This window comes from Streptomyces sp. NPDC104371, assembly GCF_055583785.1.
In genome coordinates this window covers 135595-153406 of the sequence record NZ_JBVJNF010000011.1, presented here as the reverse complement: position 1 = coordinate 153406, position 17812 = coordinate 135595, and the positions used below count along the sequence as shown (strand labels likewise).

The following is a 17812-nucleotide window of genomic DNA, read 5'->3' as shown; positions in this document are numbered from 1 at the left end:
CCACATCACCAAGTGAGACGAGCTCTTTTTTGAGCACGCGGTCCGACGCACCTTGGCACCCAGACGATCCGGGACACGGCCACAGCAAATAGCCTCACGAGCCCAGACAGAAGGGCTCCCGGGGCTTCAAGATCAACGCATTGCCCCCCATGACCCGCATCTCGGTCGTACTCCGACTACCACCGGTCCGAACGGCCTGGGGCGGCGAGATCCGGTGCCGGGAAGTTCCCAACCGGAGAGGAGGGCGGGTTCGCGGCCGGGGATACTGGGCGGATGCGGGCCTGCCTGGAAAAGTTGTCGCCGGTCTGGGCTGCCGTCACGTCACGGCGTCGGCGAGCATGAAGGCGGCCACGGCCAGCAGGACCACGGCGAAGATGCGCTGCAAGTGGGGCGCGGAGACCTTCGCGGCCATGCGTTTGCCGTCCCAGGCGCCCAGTATCGCGGTTGCGATGAACGGGCCGATCAGCGCCCAGTCGAGCGAGACGGCGGCGCCGGAGCGAGTGGCCAGGGAAGCCAACGAGTTGGCCGTGATGACCAGCAGGCTGGTGCCGATGGCGGCCTCCATCTCGAAGGCCAAGACGGTGACCAGGGCGGGGACGGCGAGAAAGCCGCCGCCCACACCGAGTAGTCCGGTCAGCGTGCCGAGTGCGGCGCCCGCCCCGGCTGCCTTGCCCGGCCGTACACCGCCGGCTTTGAGGCGGGCGGTGTCAGCGGGCCGGAGCATTTTGATGGCGGAGAGGGCCGCTATGGCGGCGAAGGCGAGAGTGAGGACGGTCTGGGGCAGGTGGGCGGAGGCGGCTCCGGCTGCAGCCGCCGGGAGAATCCCGGCGGCTGCGAATGCCGCTCCGGCTTTCCACCGCACCCGCCCGGCCCGGGCGTGCGCGTACAGGGCGGTCAGAGACGTGGCGGTGACGATGATCAGGCTGGCGGTGGTGGCCGCGGCTGGGGTGAAGCCGAGCAGGTAGATCAGGGCGGGCACCGCCAGGACGCTGCCGCCGCCGCCGAGGGCGCCGAGCATCAGGCCGACGACGGCTCCTGCGATCAGGGCCAGGATCAGGGCGGTCACGCTATTCGCCCACTGTGTCCGCTGTCGCCGGCCGACGGCATTCCCGTCCCGGTGACGCGGGGGTGGGCCTGTACGGGGCCGAGGCAGCCAAGAGCCTGGCGGGAGAGGAACATCACGTGCCTTCTGTGCAGGTGGAGCAAGGGATTCATGACCGGGTGAGGCTCAGGCCCGCGTCCTCGGCCGCCTCGAAGCCGTCATCGATGGCGACGACCTGTCGTCCGGCCGCGTCCAGGAGAGAAGCGGCGATCGCCGCGCGCATCCCGCCGGCGCAGTGCACCCACACCGTGCCGTCCGGCACGTCGCCGACCCGGCCGGGCAGTTCGTGGAGCGGGATGTGCACGGAGCCCTCAATGAAGCCGTTGGCGCGTTCGGAATCCCGGCGCACATCCAGTACCACCACGTTCCCGCCGCGCTTGTGTGCATCTGCGAGGTCGGCGAAGCTTGCGCGGGGGAAGGAGGCGAGCTGTTCCCCCTCAACGACCCAGGCGGCTGGATCTCCGGTGGCGGCGGCGGCCGGGCGGTCGATGCCGACTCGGGTCAGCTCTCGCTGCGCGTCGGTAATCTGCGCATGGGTGTCGCCGAGCAGGGTGACCGGCTTGCCCCACGGGATCAGCCAGGCCAGATAGGTGGCCAGCTTGCCGGTGCCCTCGAAGTTGAACGATCCGGCCACATGGCCGTCAGCGAAGGCGACCCGGTTGCGCAGGTCCACCACCCACTCACCCGCCGCCAGCCGTTCGGCGATCTGTGCGGCGTCGGCGGGTTCGGGCGGGGTCAGGTTGACGGGCGCGGGGCCGGCGGCGTTGGCCGGGCCCATGTGCGTGTAGTAGGCGGGCACGTCTTCCAGCCCGGCCAGGACCCGCTTCACGAAGGTGTCCACGTCCAGGGTGAGAGCGTCGTTGCCGGCGCGTTCCTGGCCGATCGTGGTCGCATCGCCTTCGGCCTGGGAGGAGGAGCAGAAGCTGCCGAAACCGTGCGTGGGCAGCACCGGCACCTCGTCATCGAGCGTCGCCGCCAGCCGGTGGACGGAGGCGTGCTGCGCGCGGGCCAGCTGCTCGGTCAACCGCGGGTCCACCAGGTCCGGACGTCCCACGGAGCCGATCAGCAGCGAGCCGCCCGTGAAGACCGCCACCGCGCGTCCGTCCTCCTCCAGTGCGTATGAGGTGTGGTGCGGGGTGTGGCCCGGGGTGGCTATCGCACGCAGCACCAGGTGCTCGTCCACCTCGGCCGTGTCGCCGTCCGTGACGGGAGTACGGGCGAAGGAGACGTTGGCGTCAGCCGGGACCAGGTAGCGGGCGCCGGTGAGGCGGGCCAGTTCCAGGCCGCCGGTGACGTAGTCGTTGTGCACGTGCGTCTCCGCCACATAGGCGATGCGTACCCCCCGCCGGGCGGCGAGGGCGATCACCTGGTCGACGTCCCGCGGCGGATCGACCACGACCGCCGCTCTCCGACCGCCGACCAGATAACTACGGTTGCCCAGCCCCTCGAACTCCAGGGTGTCGACAAAAAACATGGTGTGACTCCTCTCCGGGATGGCATACCCGGGTAATTCCGTCTCGGGAAACCGCCGCCGCAGCTTCGGAACACTCGCGATATCCACGGCTTTCATGTCCGGGGCCATTGCGTAAACAATGACCGAGGAATGGCGGTAGCGAATATCCCGAAGGCTGCGAGCGGACGGCGTATCCGGCCGGCTTCGTTCCGGCGGACGTATGCGACGGTTATTTGCCGGTTTTGCTTTCGTCAGCTCTCACGTACCGCAGCTTTGGCACGGTCGCCGTTGTTCACCGCGCTCTCGCTTCCGGGAAGGACGACCGGCAGCCCTGCTGCTTCCCACGCCTCAAGGCCGCCCGCCACGCTGTAGACGGAGGACCGGCCTGCGCGGATCGCCTGCATGCCGCCCTGCGCGCTGCGGTTGCCCGTGCGGCAGACGAAGGCCAGTGGGCCGTCAGGCAGATCCGACAGCGACGCCGGCAGTGTGCTGAGTGCGGCGTGGACGGCGTCAGCCGGGTGACGCGCTGCCCATTCGTCGTCTTCACGGACATCGACCAGCGTGAGTTCCCCGTCCGCGGCGCGGCGACGCGCCTCGACAGGAGACAGGTCAACGGGCATGCGACCGTCGCCGGAACTTAGGTCCTGCGCGGGCAGGACCGTCCGGATCGCCTCGTAGTTCGAGGCATGGACGACGGCTATCTGCTGTCCCATCATCGGGCAGACATTCATCGCGTCTTCCCAGTGACGGGTGGACTCCCATTCCGCCACGTTGACGAGAGAGAATTTGCTCCCCGGAACGATCGTGCGGAACATGTATGTCCGGATGAAACCGGGCTGAGCCGCCATCACCTCTGCGGCATCCTGCCACGCGGCGAGATAAGAGGCTTCCTTCTCCTCGTCGATCTCGATCGGAATGATCACAACGTGGCGATTTTCCATCTGCTGCTTCCTCAAGTATTTCGACCCGACATGCCGCTCGAACCGGAGGGATTCCCGACGAATACGGGAAACGCGACCGAGTCCTGGAGGTACCGGTTTTCAGTTGGGGGCCGGAACCGTCTGGACGCAGCCTGCACACACGTGTCCGCAGGCGACGAGTCCTCTTGCTGGACTGGCAAGATGGTCGGCATGGCCCGGGGCGCCCGGTCTCCCGCCGCCGGTGATGACCCCGCCGATCGACCGGGCGTCTTGCCAGGACGGCATGAACCTTTGCTGCGCTCGTGGCGCCAGTCGCACGCTGACGGCATGAGCGAATTCGAGTTGATACGAGATGATGAACAGACCTGGGACGTCGTGGTGGTCGGGGGTGGGACCGCCGGCCTGTCCGGAGCTTTGAATCTGGCCCGGGTGCGCCGGTCGGTTCTGGTGATCGACAAGGGCGAGCCGCGTAATGCTCCGGCTGCTGGCGCCCATGGTGTACTCGGCCGGGAGGGCATCTCTCCCCTGGAGCTGCTGCGGCTCGGGCGCGAGGAGGTCGCTTCGTACGGCGGTCGTGTCGCTTCGGGGCAGGTCGCGCGGATTTCCCGGGACGGCGCAGGTTTCTGGGTTGTCACCGAGAGCGGGCAGCGCGTACGGACGCGCAGGGTGCTGGTGACCACCGGTTTGGTCGATGTGCTGCCGGACGTGCCGGGGCTGGCCGAACGGTGGGGGCGGGACGTGCTGCACTGCGTGTACTGCCATGGTTGGGAAGTCCGGGACAAGGTCATCGGGGTGCTCGGCAACTTCCACCAGGCACTGTTGTTCCGTCAGATGTCCAAGGACGTCACGCTGTTCCTGCACACCGGAATGGAGCTGGCCGACGAACAGTGGGAGCAGTTGGCCGCTCTCGGTGTCGGCGTGGTCGACGGTGAGGTCGCCGGGCTCGAGGTCGACAGCCAGGACCGGCTGGCGGGCGTGCGGCTGGCGTCGCGTACGGTGCTGCCGGTCCAGCAGCTGGTGGTCGCCCCCCGGTTCCTCGCGCGCGCCGGTTTCCTGGACCAGCTGGGCGTGACGATGCAGGAACACCCCATGGGCCTGGGAGAGCAGCTCAAGGTGGACGCGTCCGGGTTCACCGGAGTCGAGGGCGTGTGGGCAGCGGGGAACGTCAGCGATGTGCTGGCCGGGGTTCCCGCCGCGGCAGCAGCCGGAACCACCGCGGCCGCCGCGATCCACATGGACCTGCTGAAGGCCGACGCGGAAGCCGCCGCCCGCGCCGCGAGGGACGGTGGAGCGGTCAGCGCGTCGATGGAGGCCGAGGTGTCGCGGCGGGTGCAGGGCAGCCGTGCGCACGGCCTGGATTCCCTGCTCGGCGGGAACTGAGCACCGCGCTCCCCGCAACCGGGTCAGGTGGCGCGTACCCGCAGGTGGGCTCGTTCTCCCTGGCGTCCGAGCAGGATGAGAAGTTCGACGGCCTGGTCGCCGTCGGCGCCAATCCAGTGCGGCACGTGCGTGTCGAACTCCGCGGCCTCGCCTGGCTTGAGGCTCAGGCTCTGCTCACCCAGCAGCAGCCTGAGCCGTCCGGCAAGCACATAGATCCACTCAAAACCGTCGTGGGTCTGCAGCTCCGGCTCACTGTGGGGCGCGGGTGAAATGAGAAGCTTGTACGCTTGCGCGCCGCCGGGATCGCTGAGCGGTATCAACGTCATGCCTCCCCGGGTCACCGGGCGCAGGTGGATGCGCGGGTCTCCCGTACGGGGCGCGCCCACGAGGTGGTCGAGAGGCACCGCGTACACCTCGGCGAGCGGCAGCAGCAGTTCCAAAGTCGGCTTGCGACTGCCGCCCTCCAGACGAGACAGCGTGCTCTCACTGATTCCGGTCCGCTGGCCAAGCTCAGCCAGCGTGATCCCCCGCCGGCGACGCAGCTCCCGCAGACGGGGCCCGACCGCATCCAGAACGTCCTTCTTCGCGTTGTTCACACCCTGATACTGCCCGAAACGGCATGGCCCCTTCCAATTCGAGTTCGAGCAGCAACTGAGCATTCCGCGACGATGATGTTCGGCGAGCGGCTCGACCCGGAGGTGCTGGCGCAGGCCTTGGCGATCGCCAAGGCCTGCGCGGTGTCCCTCGCGGTGGGGACCACCCTTCAGGTGCAGCCGACAGCGATCGCCGCGGACCACGGCGCTCGGAAGACGGCCGTCCCTGAGCAGTGATCAGTCGCGGGCGAGATGTCGATGACGGCCGGGACTCGGTCCACGCGTGCGCGACGTGCAGGGCGAAGACGAAGCGGACTCCGATCACCCGAGCGCAGTCGGCGGCCGAGGGGCTCGAATCCGAAGAGGTGACCTGCTCCCCTGCGCTGTGTGCTCGCCTCACCGTGGGAGCTTCGCGGTGCGTTCGGGGTGGGCCGCGGTGATGTACCGCATTGCGGTGTGAGACGAGATGCCGAACAGGCGCATCAGGTGGAGCGGGTCGTCGACCTCGAACGCCTCATCGCGGGTCCGGTCCTGCCGCAGCGTCGGCATTGTGAGTCCGGTGGGCCGGAAGATGGCGGTGAATGTGGTGCCGATGGGCGGGTGACTGGTGTCTACCGCGGTCCATCGGTTGATCAGCAGATGCGGGTTGGTGGTCACCGGCCAGCGGCGGTGACGTTCACGGAGCCATGCGGAGGCGCAGCGGTAGGTGAGTTCGTCCAGGTGGATGATGTGCCGTTTGCCGGGGCGCCGGACGATGAGGCGCTCACGGGACAGGTCGAGGTCGGTGAGCAGTAGGTGGCGCATGTCGGTGCCGCTGAGCGCGTGGACGCAGACCAGCACCATCACGAGGCGCTGAAAGTCGTTCCGCGCGTGGCTGAGGACGCCGGCCAGCCGGTCCGAGGGCACGGACGGCGGGACCTTGTTGATTCCTGCGAAGACGAGGCCGCGGGTGGGATCGCGGAAGATCACGCCCTCTTGTCGAAGGGCCCGGAAGACGTTCCGCAGGACGATGTGGATCGAGCGGGCCGGCGTCCCCTTGCGGGTGGCGATGGCCCGCTTGATGTCGTCCTGGGTGATCTCGCGCAGGCTCTCAATACCGTTCGCGAGCCATCCCTTGAGGATCGGGTCGAGGACATGCCGGTAGCGGGCGTGAACCGGCCTGCGGAGCGGGCCTGTTCCAGCGCCGTCGCCCCCGGAAACGCGCCCGGTTTATGCATCAGCACTTCCAGATAGTGGTCCAGGACGAGGCAGGAGCCGTTGCGGCCGCCGAGACGTTCATGCCACGTGATCACGGTCCGACCGTCATAGACGATCAGCTCGTTGGCATGCGGCAGCACCCTCAATTGCCGTCCGATGAAGTGGACCGGGACGGAGTAGGTGTTGCCGCAAACACTCATCTGGCTGAACCGGTCGACCCGGGGAATGAACCAGCGTCCCGTCTCGAACGGCTCGACAGGCAGAGGCTTGAGCAAGCGCTGTTCACCTGCGAAGTAGTCCCGATGCTGCGAGTGCGGCCTTGCAGCCGACGTGCCTCATCGACCTGGTCCCACTGGTCGACCAGCTCGTCCAGCTCGGTGAGTGAGACGACCTCGGGGACGGGAGTGAAGTGGTTGCGGCGGAAGTAGCCGATCTGGCCCTCGACTTCGCCCTTCTCGTGGGCGCCCTCGATGCCGGGCCGACAATAGAACCCTCCTGACCTGCGGTGGCGAACACCCTTCTCTGCACTTGATTTCGAGGAGCCGGCAACGATGCGGAGCCGGTCAACGCCCGTTCTTGCCGAACCGCTCAATCGCCTCCAGGATCGCGTCCTGCATCGCGGGACTGCCCGTGTGGCCCGAGTCGTCGATCACTTTCAGCTGCGCGTCCGGCCATGCCTTGGCCAACTCCCACGCGGTCTTCAGCGGGCTGCCGAGGTCGAGTCGGCCGTGGATCAGTACGGCCGGGATCCCAGCCAGCCGATGCGCGTCGCGAAGCAGTTGTCCGTCCTCGAGCCAGGCGTCATTCGCAAAGTAGTGTGCGCAGATCCGGACGAAGGCCATCAGCGCATCGGCGGGCCTGTCGCTGTACGCGCCCGGCTTGCCAAGTGCCTCGTGTGCGATGACGGCGTCCTCCCAAGCGCACCAGTCACTTGCCGCCTTGCCTCGGACCGTCTCATCCGGGCTGTTCAGCAGCCGGTTGTAGGCGGTTACGAGGTTGCCGCCCCGGTCCGTCTCCGGCAGCGCGTCGCGGAATGCCTCCCACGGACCGGGCAGCAGGCGTCCGACGCCGCGGTAGAGCCAGTCAGTCTCTTCTGGCCTGGTCATGGTGACGCCGACGATGACCATCTCCGAGACCCGCTCGGGGTGGCGCTCGGCGTAGGCGAGGATCAATGTCGAGCCCCAGGAGCCGCCGTAGAGGAGCCAGCGCTCGATGCCCAGGTGCTCGCGCAGCCGCTCCATGTCGGCGATCAGGTGCTCGGTCGTGTTGTGTTCCAGGCTGACGCGTGGATCGGATGCGTGTGGTCGGCTCTCACCGCAGCCACGCTGGTCGAACAGGACGATCCGATAGACCTTGGGGTCGAACATCTTGAGGCTGCCACGCCGTCCCCCACTGCCGGGCCCGCCATGCACGCACAGGGCTGCCTTTCCGTCGGGGTTGCCACTGGACTCCCAGTAGATCTGGTTACCGTCGCCGACATCCAGGAGGCCATGTGAAAACGGTTCGATGGGCGGAAACGGTTGGGCCACGGCGATCTCCTGCTGCAGGCATGGAAAGCAACCTTGTGAGGCTACTCGCCGACCGGAACAACGGCACCAGCATTAAGAGGGCGGTTCGTAACTCTTTGAGTGGTTCTGTCGTCGCCTGATGGCGTGGGTAGGGGCTGAATCGGGGTGCTCCAGGTGGCGAAGAGCCCGGTCGTGCTTGCAGATGGGGTCTCTTCGCACGGCACGGTCATCTGCTGCTTCCGGCTCGGTCTTGCCGACCAGCCGCCCGGCAGCAACGGGCAGGGGCGTTCCGTGCCTCGCGAATCCTCGAGCCTGCGCCTGTGGCGTTGCCGCGGGTCGGCAGCCGCCAAGGTCCACGGACTGTGTGCCGACGGGGAGATCTGCTTCGGTAGGTGCCGCCGACTGGCGATCCTGCAGGCGCGGATACGGCTGGAGGTCTACGAACGGTCGGTGAGGAGGTTGGCGGCGAAGCCGAGGAAGGCCACGCCGGTGATCTGTTCAAGGCGGCGGCGGAACACGGGACGTTGGATGCGCTCGCTCAGCGCCGCGGCGGCACGGGTAAGAAGCCAGTACCAGGCAGCCAGCTCGATCACGTCGATGGCGGTGAAGAGCATCGTCGCGCTGAACATCTGTGCGTCTCGCGGGACGAACTGCGGGATCAGGCTCATGTAGAACACGCCCGCCTTGGGGTTGAGGAGATTGGTTCCCAGGCCAACGCGGAATGCCGCGAAGCGGCTGGCCGGGACGGTGGTCCGCCCTGCCGGTTCAGGGTCGGTGAGCTTTCTGGAATGCCAGAGTGCCATGGCTCCCAAGAGGACGAGGTAGGCGGCGCCGCACACGCGGAGTGTGTCGTACGCCAGTTGGGATGCGGTCAGCAGGGCCGTCAGACCCGCGGCTGTCGCGACGCTCCAGCCCATGCAGCCGGCGAGAATACCCAGGGCGGCGGCCAGTCCGCCCTGCCTGCCCTGAGCCACGGACATTCGGACAACGAGCAGCGAGTCGGGACCGGGTGCCATGTTGATGAGCATGGCCACGCCAGCAAAGGCCAGCCCGGCAGCGATCATAGGGTGCGTTCAGGGGCTCCCAAAAGGACATAGTGCGTAGGTACGAAGGGAGTTCAGAAAACCACGGCTGTAAGAGAACAGGCAACCGGTATGCGGCCGGGACTCCACGGCCGCGATCCCCGGCGGTGCCGGACCTCGCCTCCGCAACCGCCGCGGCGGAAGACACACCGATAGTGCGGTCAACGGGTCGGCGCACTGCCTTGCCCGAATACGAGAGCCGCAGCGAGAACGGGTAGAGACGCGTCATCTCACCGGCCAGCACCACGCTGACCTCGCCGAAGTCGACCTCCGCCTCAGCCCCCGGCAGATGCGTCTGCGGCAACAGTGTGCCGCTGCTGCCTGCGCGGCTCCGGCCACTTGCCGTCAAGCGCCCGACGCACGGTCCGCCAGGTGACGTTTTGCTTGCGCTGCAACGCCCGCTGTGACATGCCCTCTTGGTGATCGCGGCAGATGACTGCGTACAGATCGGCCTTCGACTGCGACGTCCCCATGAAGCCCCCAACGGCAGAAGCACAATCCACCGTCCCACCGCAAGACCCTCAGTGACGTCAAAACAGACCGACATCGCAAACTCGGTTCACGCGAACCAGCCATGCGCCAGCGGGCTCCGCTTCAGTTCCCGTTCCAACCAGGCGGCCTGGTCCTCGCTGAGCCTCAGCCAACCCGACGCCTCCCTTCGGCAGCACCCCGGATTCGCGCTGCTCCCGCCAGGCCCGGCGCCACCGCTCCACCGACCGCTCGCTCACCCGCAACGCAGCGGCGCTCCCGCTGTTTCTGTCCCCGTCCTCGAAGCCCCGAAGTCGTCGCCGCTCCCGCGCGACCCTGCTGGCGTCCGTCAAGTCTCCGCCCTGTGCATACCTCCGCCCGAGGTCCAGTGCACGCACCACGCCCTCGCCTGACCAACAGCCTCGACATCACGGCTTGATACTTCATGGGATGAGAGGTTTACCGTCAGGCCTCATGACGTACCAGTCGCCGCCGTTCAGGAAGACGTCTTGCCCGAGGTGCTGACCAGGTGCTTGATCAGCGGCATAGCGGTACAGCGGCCAGCCGTGATACGTGACGACGTGACCGCCGGCGGGATTGGCCAGAGTGCTCAACAGGGTTGCGTCAACACCATCAGCAGCTTCGGGGGACTTGCCGTCGATGGCCGAGAGAGGGGGCCATTCCGTCGCACAGCCGAACGTGCAACTGACGGTTGAGGCGTCGTCAGGCTTGAAGATATAGAGAACGTTGCCCTCACCATCAACGAGTATGTCGCCGAGATCTTTGGAGTCCAACACTGCTATGGCTGATGCGCGAGCAGTATCTCCTGCCGAGTCGTCGGACGAGCAGCTAACGAGTGTGGCGGCGAGTCCCATAGTCATGGCAGCTGAGAACAAGCGGTACATAGACACTGGCATACCTATATCTTTCCTGTCCAGTTTCATCCGAGTGGGAATCAGGCATTACGGCCAAGGCCAATTGGGATCAGCTCAGAAGGGACCGCCCATACCAGTCGTGCTTCCCAACGACGCCGGGCAGGATCGCGAACAGGGCACTGGACGTAGCCAGCGTGAAGTGTGCGAGGGCATCTGCTTTGGCCAGTCGCTGCTGTACCGGTATAAAGCTGGTGGTGGGGTCTGCCTGGTAGGAGACGAAGATCAGCCCAGCTTCTTCGTCTCCTGCGGAGCCACCTGCCTGTCCCATGGAGTAGGAATAGGACCGGCGAAGCATCTCTTCACCGGCGCCGCGGCGGGGCGCGGCCAGGCGGATGTGAGCGTCGTGCGGGATGAGTGGCGCTCCGGACGAGTCCGTAGCGCTCAGATCGACGGGATCGGACTCCTTGTCCGCCCCCAGCGGTGCTCCCGATGAGATGTACCGACCTACCGCACGGTCCCGTGTGTTCGGCCCCGCGCTTTCCCATGCGCTCAAGAGCATGCGGAATCGGCGCACGACGACGTAGCTACCGCCGGTCATCCATTCTGGCGAAGCCGCGTCGACCCAGACCGGCCCTCCTGTGGACGCACGGCTGACGGCGGCGTTGTTGGTGCCGTCGATCTGGCCCATGAGATTACGGCCGTTGCTACTACTGGTCGACGCGGCAGCACCGCGAAAGCCGTTGAACTGCCAGCGAGGCCGCAGAACACGCTTCGCGGCGGCGCGGACGGCGCGTACAGCGCCTCCGAGGTATACGGCGTCATCAGAGCAAAGCTGCACGAAGACCCCGCCATGTGAAGCCGCGGCTTCAAGTTCATCGCCGGGGAACAATGGTAGGTCGACGAGGACAGGCGGGCGCGGTATGCCAAGTTGATCGAGGGCGGTGCCTCCGAGGCCGACGGTCATGGTGAACTTTCCTGGCGCTGAGCCAGTAGACACCAACGATGTATCGACTGAGGTGTCTCCCCTCATCAGTGCCGCTGCAAGATCTGTCCACGCTCGCATGACGTCCGCCAGGTCTGACTTCGTTGCCGAGGTTTTGAGATCGAAGGCGAGGAAGACCGCATTGCTTGGGGTCGGATCGGCGATGCCTGGCTGATGGGCGCCAAAGAATGGGATGGTGGCGGGTGCATGGGGTCTCGACAAGGGCTCTGCGCCGGCCGTTCCATTATGGGAGAGATGGATTCCGGCGGCAGTTCCAACTGCCGCAGCACCTACAGTGGCAGCAGCGCCACCAGTCAGGAACCTGCGTCGGGTCTGTTTCTTCATGTTCATCGGTCAGGTCTTCCTGTTGGCGCGTAAATGGGTGCTGCGCTTGAGATCGCGGCGGTACACAAGATCCTGGCGAGGTGGAGCGACAGGCGGGCTCAGGCATTTGAGTCGGATTCGAAACCGCGCACGAGGATTTGCACGTCTTCCGGGAGACCATGCTGCGCGGCGGTCCGTTTGATGAGGGAGGCACAGAACACGGACGTGGCCGGGTGGTCGGGGACTTGACGACGACGGGGCAGTCGGCGGCGAGCGCGCTCACTGTGTCGCTGCCCGGCATCGATTAGGCGAGCGGGAAGTTGGTCGCCGCATAGACGGCGAACACCCCCAGTGGCACCCTGTAGCGACGCAGGTTGAGCCACGGCCGGGTGCGTGCTGGGGCGGCGTGGTCGATGCGGCCGTCAAGGAACCAGCCATCCTCCACGAACTCAGCGAATGCCCTGAACTGGGCCGATGTACGGGCGAGTTCGCCGGTCAGGCGGGCCGGGCCGAGCGCGGTCTCGGCATCGGCCGTCTCAACGACACGCTTGCTCGCCTCGCCGAGCAAGTCGGCCGTAGTCCGCAGGAACGCTGCCCGCCCGGCGCGGTCGGCGAGCGGAGCAAGCCCCGCGGACCGCACTGTCGAGCTCTTCCGGCGTCACCTCGTCGGCCAGGTGTTGTGCGTTGCCTCCCCGTGTGGGGGCGGACACTCCGAACTGGCGATACTGCCACTGGCTTCCTTTCGATCTGCTCACGTGCGGTTTGCCCGCCCAGGTGCGCTCCGCTTCCGCGATGCCCAGCGCTTTGTCGTCCCTGATAGATGGGCCACGGGCCGCCCACCGGTACGGCGCCCCGACCCAGATCGCACACGGCCAGACCGGCTTCAGCCTGGCCACCTCGACTGGAGCAGTCGGCCCGGTCCCGCCAAGCCAGACGACTCGGAGCGGTGGACCAGGGATCTAAAGGCAGATCCGGTTCAGAGGCGCCAACCTGCGGTCCAGGCGAGATGCCTTTCGCTTGCCAGAATCACAGGTTCGACCGAGTCAGAAATTCGCTGCACGTTGCTTCCTGAAGGCGCTGCGCGGTGGAAATTTCACAGCACCCTCAGCACCCTCATGGAGCAGGGATTCTGCACACAGACTTCCCGACAGATGAGAGCTGCCGCAGAGCGAGAGTAGCTCCTACCCCAGGAATGAAAGCCAGAGCGACGATTACACCTCGCTTCAGCGGATCGCGGAGCACGCTGCCGATCGCAACCAAATACGCACATCCATGCATCGGGCCTATCAAAGATGCAACTGACGCACTATGCACCATGGCGAGATTCATTAGAAGAACTACCAAGGAGATGAGTTCGACCAAGGCCGCAATCTTTAGAGGGGCACGACTGCGGTCCATGTTCATGCTCCCGTGGTGGAGCCGGGACGGACGACCATCAAGACAGTGACCACCGCCCACAGGAGATTGAAAATGCCTGTATACATGGCCAGTTGAGCAGTGTGTGATCGCTCTATGGTGCCGTTGTCGATGATGCGGCCAAGGAGCCTGTCCTGGCTAGGCAATACGAGGACGACGAGGATACCGGCCGCCACCGCTGTCAGGATGATCGATGCGATCAGCCATCCGCTCCCGAGGACACCCATGTACGAGGCGGTGGCGAATCCCAATACCGGGACAGCCAGACCGATGCCAGCGTAGACCCGGCAGATTCGGTGGAGGAGTTGGATTGTAGCCGCCGCGGAGATACCCGACTCGGACTCGTTCGCCCCGGCACGGCGGACAGCCGGCGGAAACATACTGGCGGCAACGGATACGGGGCCGATCGCGATGATGGCAGCCAGGACGTGGAGAGAAAGGAGGGTCTTGGTCATGATCCGGTGCACTTTGCGGATCGTGAAAAATACGTGACGAACACTGCTGCTCCTATAGCTAGCCCAGCACCCAAAATGCTTCCATTGGGAATTGGATGTCCGGTGCGAAGTGGCCTGCCGGGCGTACTGGCGGTCGGTCGATCGCGATAGGGCTGCACCGCAAGAGCCTGGCTGTTCCCAGCGTTCAGCTACGGCTGCGCCCCCTCACGCCACTTACAGTCTGCCTGAAACATAGCACGTCTCACAGTGCGGCGAGCCATCGGCACCAAGACCACACGTCCGGCACTTCGTCCCCGCCGACTGCTGGTGCCGTAGCGGCATGGGTTCATGGGTTGGTCAGGCGACGGCTTTGAGAGGGCGTCCGCCCCAGCGGATGCCTTTCTCGCTGCGGATGCGAGCGCGTTCCTTGCGTTCGGCGGCCAGGACGTCGCGGTGGCGGGCGTTGGCGTTGCGCCAGCGCAGGTAGGCGTGCAGGGCCCGGGTCTGCACGGTGTGGTTGGGGTGGTTGGAGTTGGCGATGGTGAACTGCCGCGGCGGTCCGAAGTGCGCCTCGATCGGGTTGGCCCACGAGGCGTAGGTCGGGGTGAAGCACAGCTCGACCTTGTTCTTCTTCGCCCAGCGGCGGATATCGGCGCCCTTGTGGGCGGACAGGTTGTCCAGGATCACGTAGATCGGTGCGCCGTCGGGCCGGGCGGCGCGGACCGACTTCAGCGCGGCCAGCGTGTTTCCGGCGCCCTTCCTGCCGCGATTGACGCCCCACAGGGTGTCGTCGCCAACCGAGTAACAACCATGGAAGTAGCGCACCCCGTGGGTGCGGTGGTAGGTGGCGGGCACCCGGTCGGGGTGCCCCTGACCGGCCCAGCCCGAGCCTGCGGTGGGCCGGATCCCGAGCGGGCCGAACTCGTCGAACGCAAAGACCCGGTCCGAAAAGCGGTCCAGTACCTCCTCGATCCGGTCCAGCTTCGTCTCACGTTCCGGGTCGGGGAACTCCTTCCACGTCTTGGTGCGCTGGAAGGTCACGCCGCGGCGTGCGAGCAGGCAACGTAACGCCTCGCGGCCGATGCGGATGAGCCGGCCGTGGACTTTCCGCAGGTAGGCGGCGAGTTTGCGCAGTGACCAGCGGGTGAAGGGCTAGCCAAGCTTGGCAGGTCGGGTAGTGGCCGTCTGGACGACGAAGTCCTCGTCGTCAACGCTGAGTAGGCGGGGACGGCCTCCCGCCCATCGAGGGTCCAGGCAGGCCAGGCCGATCTCGTTGAACCGGTGGATCACATCCCGGACCGTGTCTTCGTCGGCCTGCACCAGCTGGGCGATCACCGGCACCCGGTTCCCGCCGGCCGAGGCCAGCAGCATCATCGCGCGCCGATAACGCACCGAACTCGTGCTGCCGCGGCGCACGATCTGCTGCAGCCGCTGCCCCTCCTGGTCGGTCAGTCTGCGCACACGGACAGGCTCAGCCACCGCGCCTCCAGCGGTCGGGTCGGACGTCACTGCACATCCAACCGCCACGACCACCAACCCGGTGAACCTATGCGGTCACAGCACTAGGTCCCTCTTCGGATGCCGAACCCTTGAGTCACACACGCCACCTCAAGGGCTCCTTGTAGAAGCCCTGAGAATAGGTGACGTCGGTGATCTTCGTGTCCACGGGCAGCAGGTAAGGCTCGCACACAGTGCGCTGCTCCCCCGGCTTCCAGATATCGTCCGTACCCAGTTCGACGCGGCCATTGTTGCCCAGGCAGTCCTTCGGCCGACTACTCAGATCACCCATCAGCACCAGGAGCCCCTGAGCCGGGATCCCGCTCGCCTCCGCCCCGACATCGTTCATCACGAGGGTGTTCTTGGCCACCTTGCTGCCGACGTTCTTCGCCTTCACGTAGACCCAAGCGACCTTCTTCGCCTTGTACTTGCCCGGATCATCGAGCTCCTTGAGGTCGTCATGGGTGCCCTCGACCACCTTCACCGGCGTGATCTGGAACTTCGAGGCCGCCTGTCCCAACTCCTGCACCGGGCCGGGCTGGCCGAGAACGAGCCGCTTCGGCGTGGCTGAGGCGCTGCTCTGGGAGCCGCCCTTCGCCGTGGCGCCGGTGCCAGCTCCACACGCGGTCAAGGTGCAGACTGTCAGCACCGAGGCCGCCGCTAACAAGAACAGACGACGGTTCGGCATAGGCTGCGGGTTGTGCATGAAGAAGTCCCTCCAGATCGTGTGTGCCCCAGCACTGCTTGCTGAGGCACGGGCTTTCATCAGTCGCGTGGAGGTGGCCACGCCAGCGTCGGGTGATGTGTGTGGCGGGCCGGGCCGGGCTCTCCCAACTCGAGACCGGGGATCCGGTCCCTGGCACCACGAACAGGAGGAAACGTCGTTGATGACGCTCGCGACGACCCAGATCGCCCAGGCCAGCGCAACCAGCGACGAGGCCCTGCGCAACACCTTCTTGCCGACGCACTCCGTACCCGGGCAAGCTAGTCGACTAGTTCCGGCAGCTTGTTCACCCGGTCCAGCGCCACTCGGTTCGCGATCAGGGTACCGGGGAGGCTCACCGGCGACCACCAGCCCTGCCAGAGGGTGCCCGCCCTCGATGAGGGCGCGGGCCTGGTTGCAAGAGCCCGCCAGGCCACGCAGGACTGACCCTGCCTGCTGAGCCCAGCTGGACCAAGTTCGCCACTTCCGCTGACCTGTCGGCTCCCGCAGTGTGATGATCGAACCCGTGATCAGCAAGGGGGCTAGACCAGCTGGACGCAGTACGTGGATCGGGATAGCGGCGGCAGCGCTCCCGCTGTACCTGACGATGATCGCCGCCTCAGCCGGCGCTCTGGTCGACACCGCACTGCTCGGCAACCACGCCACCGCCACCCTCGCGGCCTTCGCCATCGGCATGGCCGTGTTCAGCCCCGCTACCGCCACGGTAGCGGGCGCGCTGCGCGGCGTGATGCCGTTTGTCACACCGAGCAAGGAGGATCCTGACCGTCTCCTGCCCGTGGTGCGCAGCGGAACGTGGCTCGCGATCACCGTCGGCGCCCTCGCCGCAGCGGCGGTCGCGTCCGCTCATCTGATCGGCCAAGCAGCCGGGGTTACCCGCACCACCCTCGACCAACTGGGGACCTTCCCCCTCCTGCTGGCCTGCAGCGTGCTTGCCATCGCGGTCAGCTCGTCAGCCACGTCCGTCCTGGTGGCATTGGGCCACTCAACGTTGGTGATGCGGGCCGGACTGCTCGGCACCGCCGCATCCACCACGCTGTTCCTCCTCCTCGTGGGTGGTCCCGGCCCGCTGCCGAGCTACGGCCTGACCGGGGCAGGCATCGCCATGCTCGCCTCCAGCGTGATCAGCGCCTGCGTCAACCAGGTGTCCCTCCGCCGCTCTACCGTGCTCAAAGGCCGCTCGTTGTATCCGGGGCGACCCAATGTGAAGCAGGTCTGGACCTTGGGCACCGTAGGGATTCCGCTGGCCGGCACGGTACTCGTCAAGTTCGCCAAGCCACTATCCCCCTGATCTCTGACTACGCGACGAAGCACGACAGCGCGCGTATCCGGCGCAGCGTTCGGGCGGGAACGTGGCTGGCACTGGTCGTTGTGGGGTTCATCGCGGCAGTGGTGATTGTCCTCAGTTCATGGGTCGTTCCGCTGTTCACCCAGGATGCCGATGTACGGCCACAGATCACGGACCTTCTGCCGCTGGTGCTGGCCGTGGTCGTCACCGACGCGCTGCAGGCAGTCGTCGGCTTCAGCCTCATCGGTCTCAAGCGCACCGTGCCGAGTTTCGTGTCGACCTTCATCTGCTACGGAGTCCTGGCCGCTGCCGCCGCTCCGATCGCCACAGCCGGAGGGCTTGCCGCCCTGTGGGCGGCTCTCGCCCTTGCCAACCTCCTCCAGGCAGTGAGCAAGGCCTACTCCTTTTACCGACACAGCACATTCACCGAGAACCGCGAACACGCACCAGCCGCCACGTGAGAGAGGCACCGGCCGGTGCTGCGCTCCGTCCCCGACTGCTGTCGAGGACTCCGCGGCGACGAACGCGCGGCACCTTCTGACGGAATTCCGGGCACCGCTGTGACGAGCCGC

15 protein-coding genes and 4 pseudogenes are annotated in these 17812 nt (G+C 66.4%); 4 read left to right on the top strand and 15 right to left on the bottom strand.

Annotated features, from left to right (window positions below):
• Positions 1–316: 316 nt before the first annotated feature.
• The 3 genes from ACZ60T_RS28805 to ACZ60T_RS28795 all read right to left on the bottom strand — a co-directional run bounded on the left by ACZ60T_RS28805 (position 317) and on the right by ACZ60T_RS28795 (position 3496).
• A complete protein-coding gene (locus ACZ60T_RS28805) occupies positions 317–1066 on the bottom strand; it encodes a sulfite exporter TauE/SafE family protein (protein WP_469668520.1) in 750 nt (249 codons plus the stop codon).
• Positions 1067–1211: 145 nt separating this feature from the next.
• The gene (locus ACZ60T_RS28800; RefSeq protein WP_469668518.1) at positions 1212–2576 is read right to left on the bottom strand and encodes an MBL fold metallo-hydrolase; all 1365 of its coding nucleotides are present in this window, start codon (positions 2574–2576) and stop codon (positions 1212–1214) included.
• 230 nt (positions 2577–2806) lie between these two features.
• On the bottom strand, positions 2807–3496 hold the full coding sequence (locus ACZ60T_RS28795; RefSeq protein WP_469668516.1) for a rhodanese-like domain-containing protein: 690 nt from the start codon (positions 3494–3496) through the stop codon (positions 2807–2809).
• A gap of 306 nt (positions 3497–3802) precedes the next feature.
• Between ACZ60T_RS28795 and ACZ60T_RS28790 the strand changes: the two genes are divergently transcribed.
• Positions 3803–4855, top strand: coding sequence for an NAD(P)/FAD-dependent oxidoreductase (locus tag ACZ60T_RS28790; protein ID WP_469668644.1), 1053 nt, complete (start codon positions 3803–3805; stop codon positions 4853–4855).
• A gap of 23 nt (positions 4856–4878) precedes the next feature.
• Here the strand turns inward: ACZ60T_RS28790 and ACZ60T_RS28785 are convergent, their stop codons facing one another.
• The gene (locus ACZ60T_RS28785) at positions 4879–5451 is read right to left on the bottom strand and encodes a helix-turn-helix domain-containing protein (protein ID WP_365633477.1); all 573 of its coding nucleotides are present in this window, start codon (positions 5449–5451) and stop codon (positions 4879–4881) included.
• 63 nt (positions 5452–5514) lie between these two features.
• Here ACZ60T_RS28785 and ACZ60T_RS28780 point away from each other — a divergent pair.
• Positions 5515–5673 (top strand): annotated as a pseudogene (locus ACZ60T_RS28780) (NAD-dependent deacetylase); the annotation flags it as partial.
• Between the two features lie 171 nt (positions 5674–5844).
• Here the strand turns inward: ACZ60T_RS28780 and ACZ60T_RS28775 are convergent.
• The 11 genes and pseudogenes from ACZ60T_RS28775 to ACZ60T_RS28725 form a co-directional block, all read right to left on the bottom strand.
• Positions 5845–6417 carry a hypothetical protein gene (locus ACZ60T_RS28775; protein WP_469668514.1) on the bottom strand — a complete coding sequence of 191 codons (573 nt, stop codon included), beginning with the start codon at positions 6415–6417 and terminating at the stop codon, positions 5845–5847.
• Positions 6414–6920, bottom strand: coding sequence for a Mu transposase domain-containing protein (locus tag ACZ60T_RS28770; protein WP_469668513.1), 507 nt, complete (start codon positions 6918–6920; stop codon positions 6414–6416). The genes ACZ60T_RS28775 and ACZ60T_RS28770 overlap by 4 nt, the downstream gene beginning before the upstream one ends.
• Positions 6921–7208: 288 nt before the next feature.
• Positions 7209–8174: a prolyl aminopeptidase gene (gene pip / locus ACZ60T_RS28765; RefSeq protein ID WP_469668511.1), complete on the bottom strand. Its 966-nt coding sequence runs from the start codon at positions 8172–8174 to the stop codon at positions 7209–7211.
• 416 nt (positions 8175–8590) lie between these two features.
• Positions 8591–9217 (bottom strand): LysE family translocator, encoded by a 627-nt coding sequence (locus tag ACZ60T_RS28760; RefSeq protein ID WP_469668509.1) that lies wholly within the window; start codon positions 9215–9217, stop codon positions 8591–8593.
• 586 nt (positions 9218–9803) lie between these two features.
• A pseudogene (locus ACZ60T_RS28755) lies at positions 9804–10092 on the bottom strand (IS630 family transposase); the annotation flags it as partial.
• Positions 10093–10146: 54 nt separating this feature from the next.
• Positions 10147–10608, bottom strand: coding sequence for a COG4315 family predicted lipoprotein (locus ACZ60T_RS28750; protein ID WP_469668508.1), 462 nt, complete (start codon positions 10606–10608; stop codon positions 10147–10149).
• Positions 10609–10687: 79 nt separating this feature from the next.
• The gene (locus ACZ60T_RS28745; RefSeq protein WP_469668643.1) at positions 10688–11905 is read right to left on the bottom strand and encodes a Dyp-type peroxidase; all 1218 of its coding nucleotides are present in this window, start codon (positions 11903–11905) and stop codon (positions 10688–10690) included.
• Between the two features lie 113 nt (positions 11906–12018).
• Positions 12019–12616 (bottom strand): annotated as a pseudogene (locus tag ACZ60T_RS28740) (aldehyde dehydrogenase family protein); the annotation flags it as partial.
• Between the two features lie 668 nt (positions 12617–13284).
• The gene (locus ACZ60T_RS28735) at positions 13285–13755 is read right to left on the bottom strand and encodes a hypothetical protein (RefSeq protein ID WP_469668507.1); all 471 of its coding nucleotides are present in this window, start codon (positions 13753–13755) and stop codon (positions 13285–13287) included.
• A gap of 336 nt (positions 13756–14091) precedes the next feature.
• Positions 14092–15213, bottom strand: a pseudogene (locus tag ACZ60T_RS28730) (IS630 family transposase).
• A gap of 115 nt (positions 15214–15328) precedes the next feature.
• Positions 15329–15937 (bottom strand): hypothetical protein, encoded by a 609-nt coding sequence (locus tag ACZ60T_RS28725; protein ID WP_469668506.1) that lies wholly within the window; start codon positions 15935–15937, stop codon positions 15329–15331.
• A 523-nt stretch (positions 15938–16460) separates the two neighbouring features.
• Here ACZ60T_RS28725 and ACZ60T_RS28720 point away from each other — a divergent pair.
• Together ACZ60T_RS28720 and ACZ60T_RS28715 are read left to right on the top strand one after the other, a co-directional pair.
• A complete protein-coding gene (locus tag ACZ60T_RS28720; protein ID WP_469668505.1) occupies positions 16461–17243 on the top strand; it encodes an MATE family efflux transporter in 783 nt (260 codons plus the stop codon).
• The gene (locus tag ACZ60T_RS28715; protein WP_469668642.1) at positions 17168–17701 is read left to right on the top strand and encodes an MATE family efflux transporter; all 534 of its coding nucleotides are present in this window, start codon (positions 17168–17170) and stop codon (positions 17699–17701) included. The genes ACZ60T_RS28720 and ACZ60T_RS28715 overlap by 76 nt, the downstream gene beginning before the upstream one ends.
• Positions 17702–17812 lie beyond the last annotated feature (111 nt).

Coding starts and splice junctions, on each gene's coding strand:
- ACZ60T_RS28750 (WP_469668508.1), bottom strand. CDS start 10,608: ATGTACCGCTTGTTCTCAGCTGCCATGACTATGGGACTCGCCGCCACA.
- ACZ60T_RS28790 (WP_469668644.1), top strand. CDS start 3,803: ATGAGCGAATTCGAGTTGATACGAGATGATGAACAGACCTGGGACGTC.
- ACZ60T_RS28760 (WP_469668509.1), bottom strand. CDS start 9,217: ATGATCGCTGCCGGGCTGGCCTTTGCTGGCGTGGCCATGCTCATCAAC.
- ACZ60T_RS28725 (WP_469668506.1), bottom strand. CDS start 15,937: ATGCACAACCCGCAGCCTATGCCGAACCGTCGTCTGTTCTTGTTAGCG.
- ACZ60T_RS28735 (WP_469668507.1), bottom strand. CDS start 13,755: ATGACCAAGACCCTCCTTTCTCTCCACGTCCTGGCTGCCATCATCGCG.
- ACZ60T_RS28800 (WP_469668518.1), bottom strand. CDS start 2,576: ATGTTTTTTGTCGACACCCTGGAGTTCGAGGGGCTGGGCAACCGTAGT.
- ACZ60T_RS28795 (WP_469668516.1), bottom strand. CDS start 3,496: ATGGAAAATCGCCACGTTGTGATCATTCCGATCGAGATCGACGAGGAG.
- ACZ60T_RS28745 (WP_469668643.1), bottom strand. CDS start 11,905: ATGAAGAAACAGACCCGACGCAGGTTCCTGACTGGTGGCGCTGCTGCC.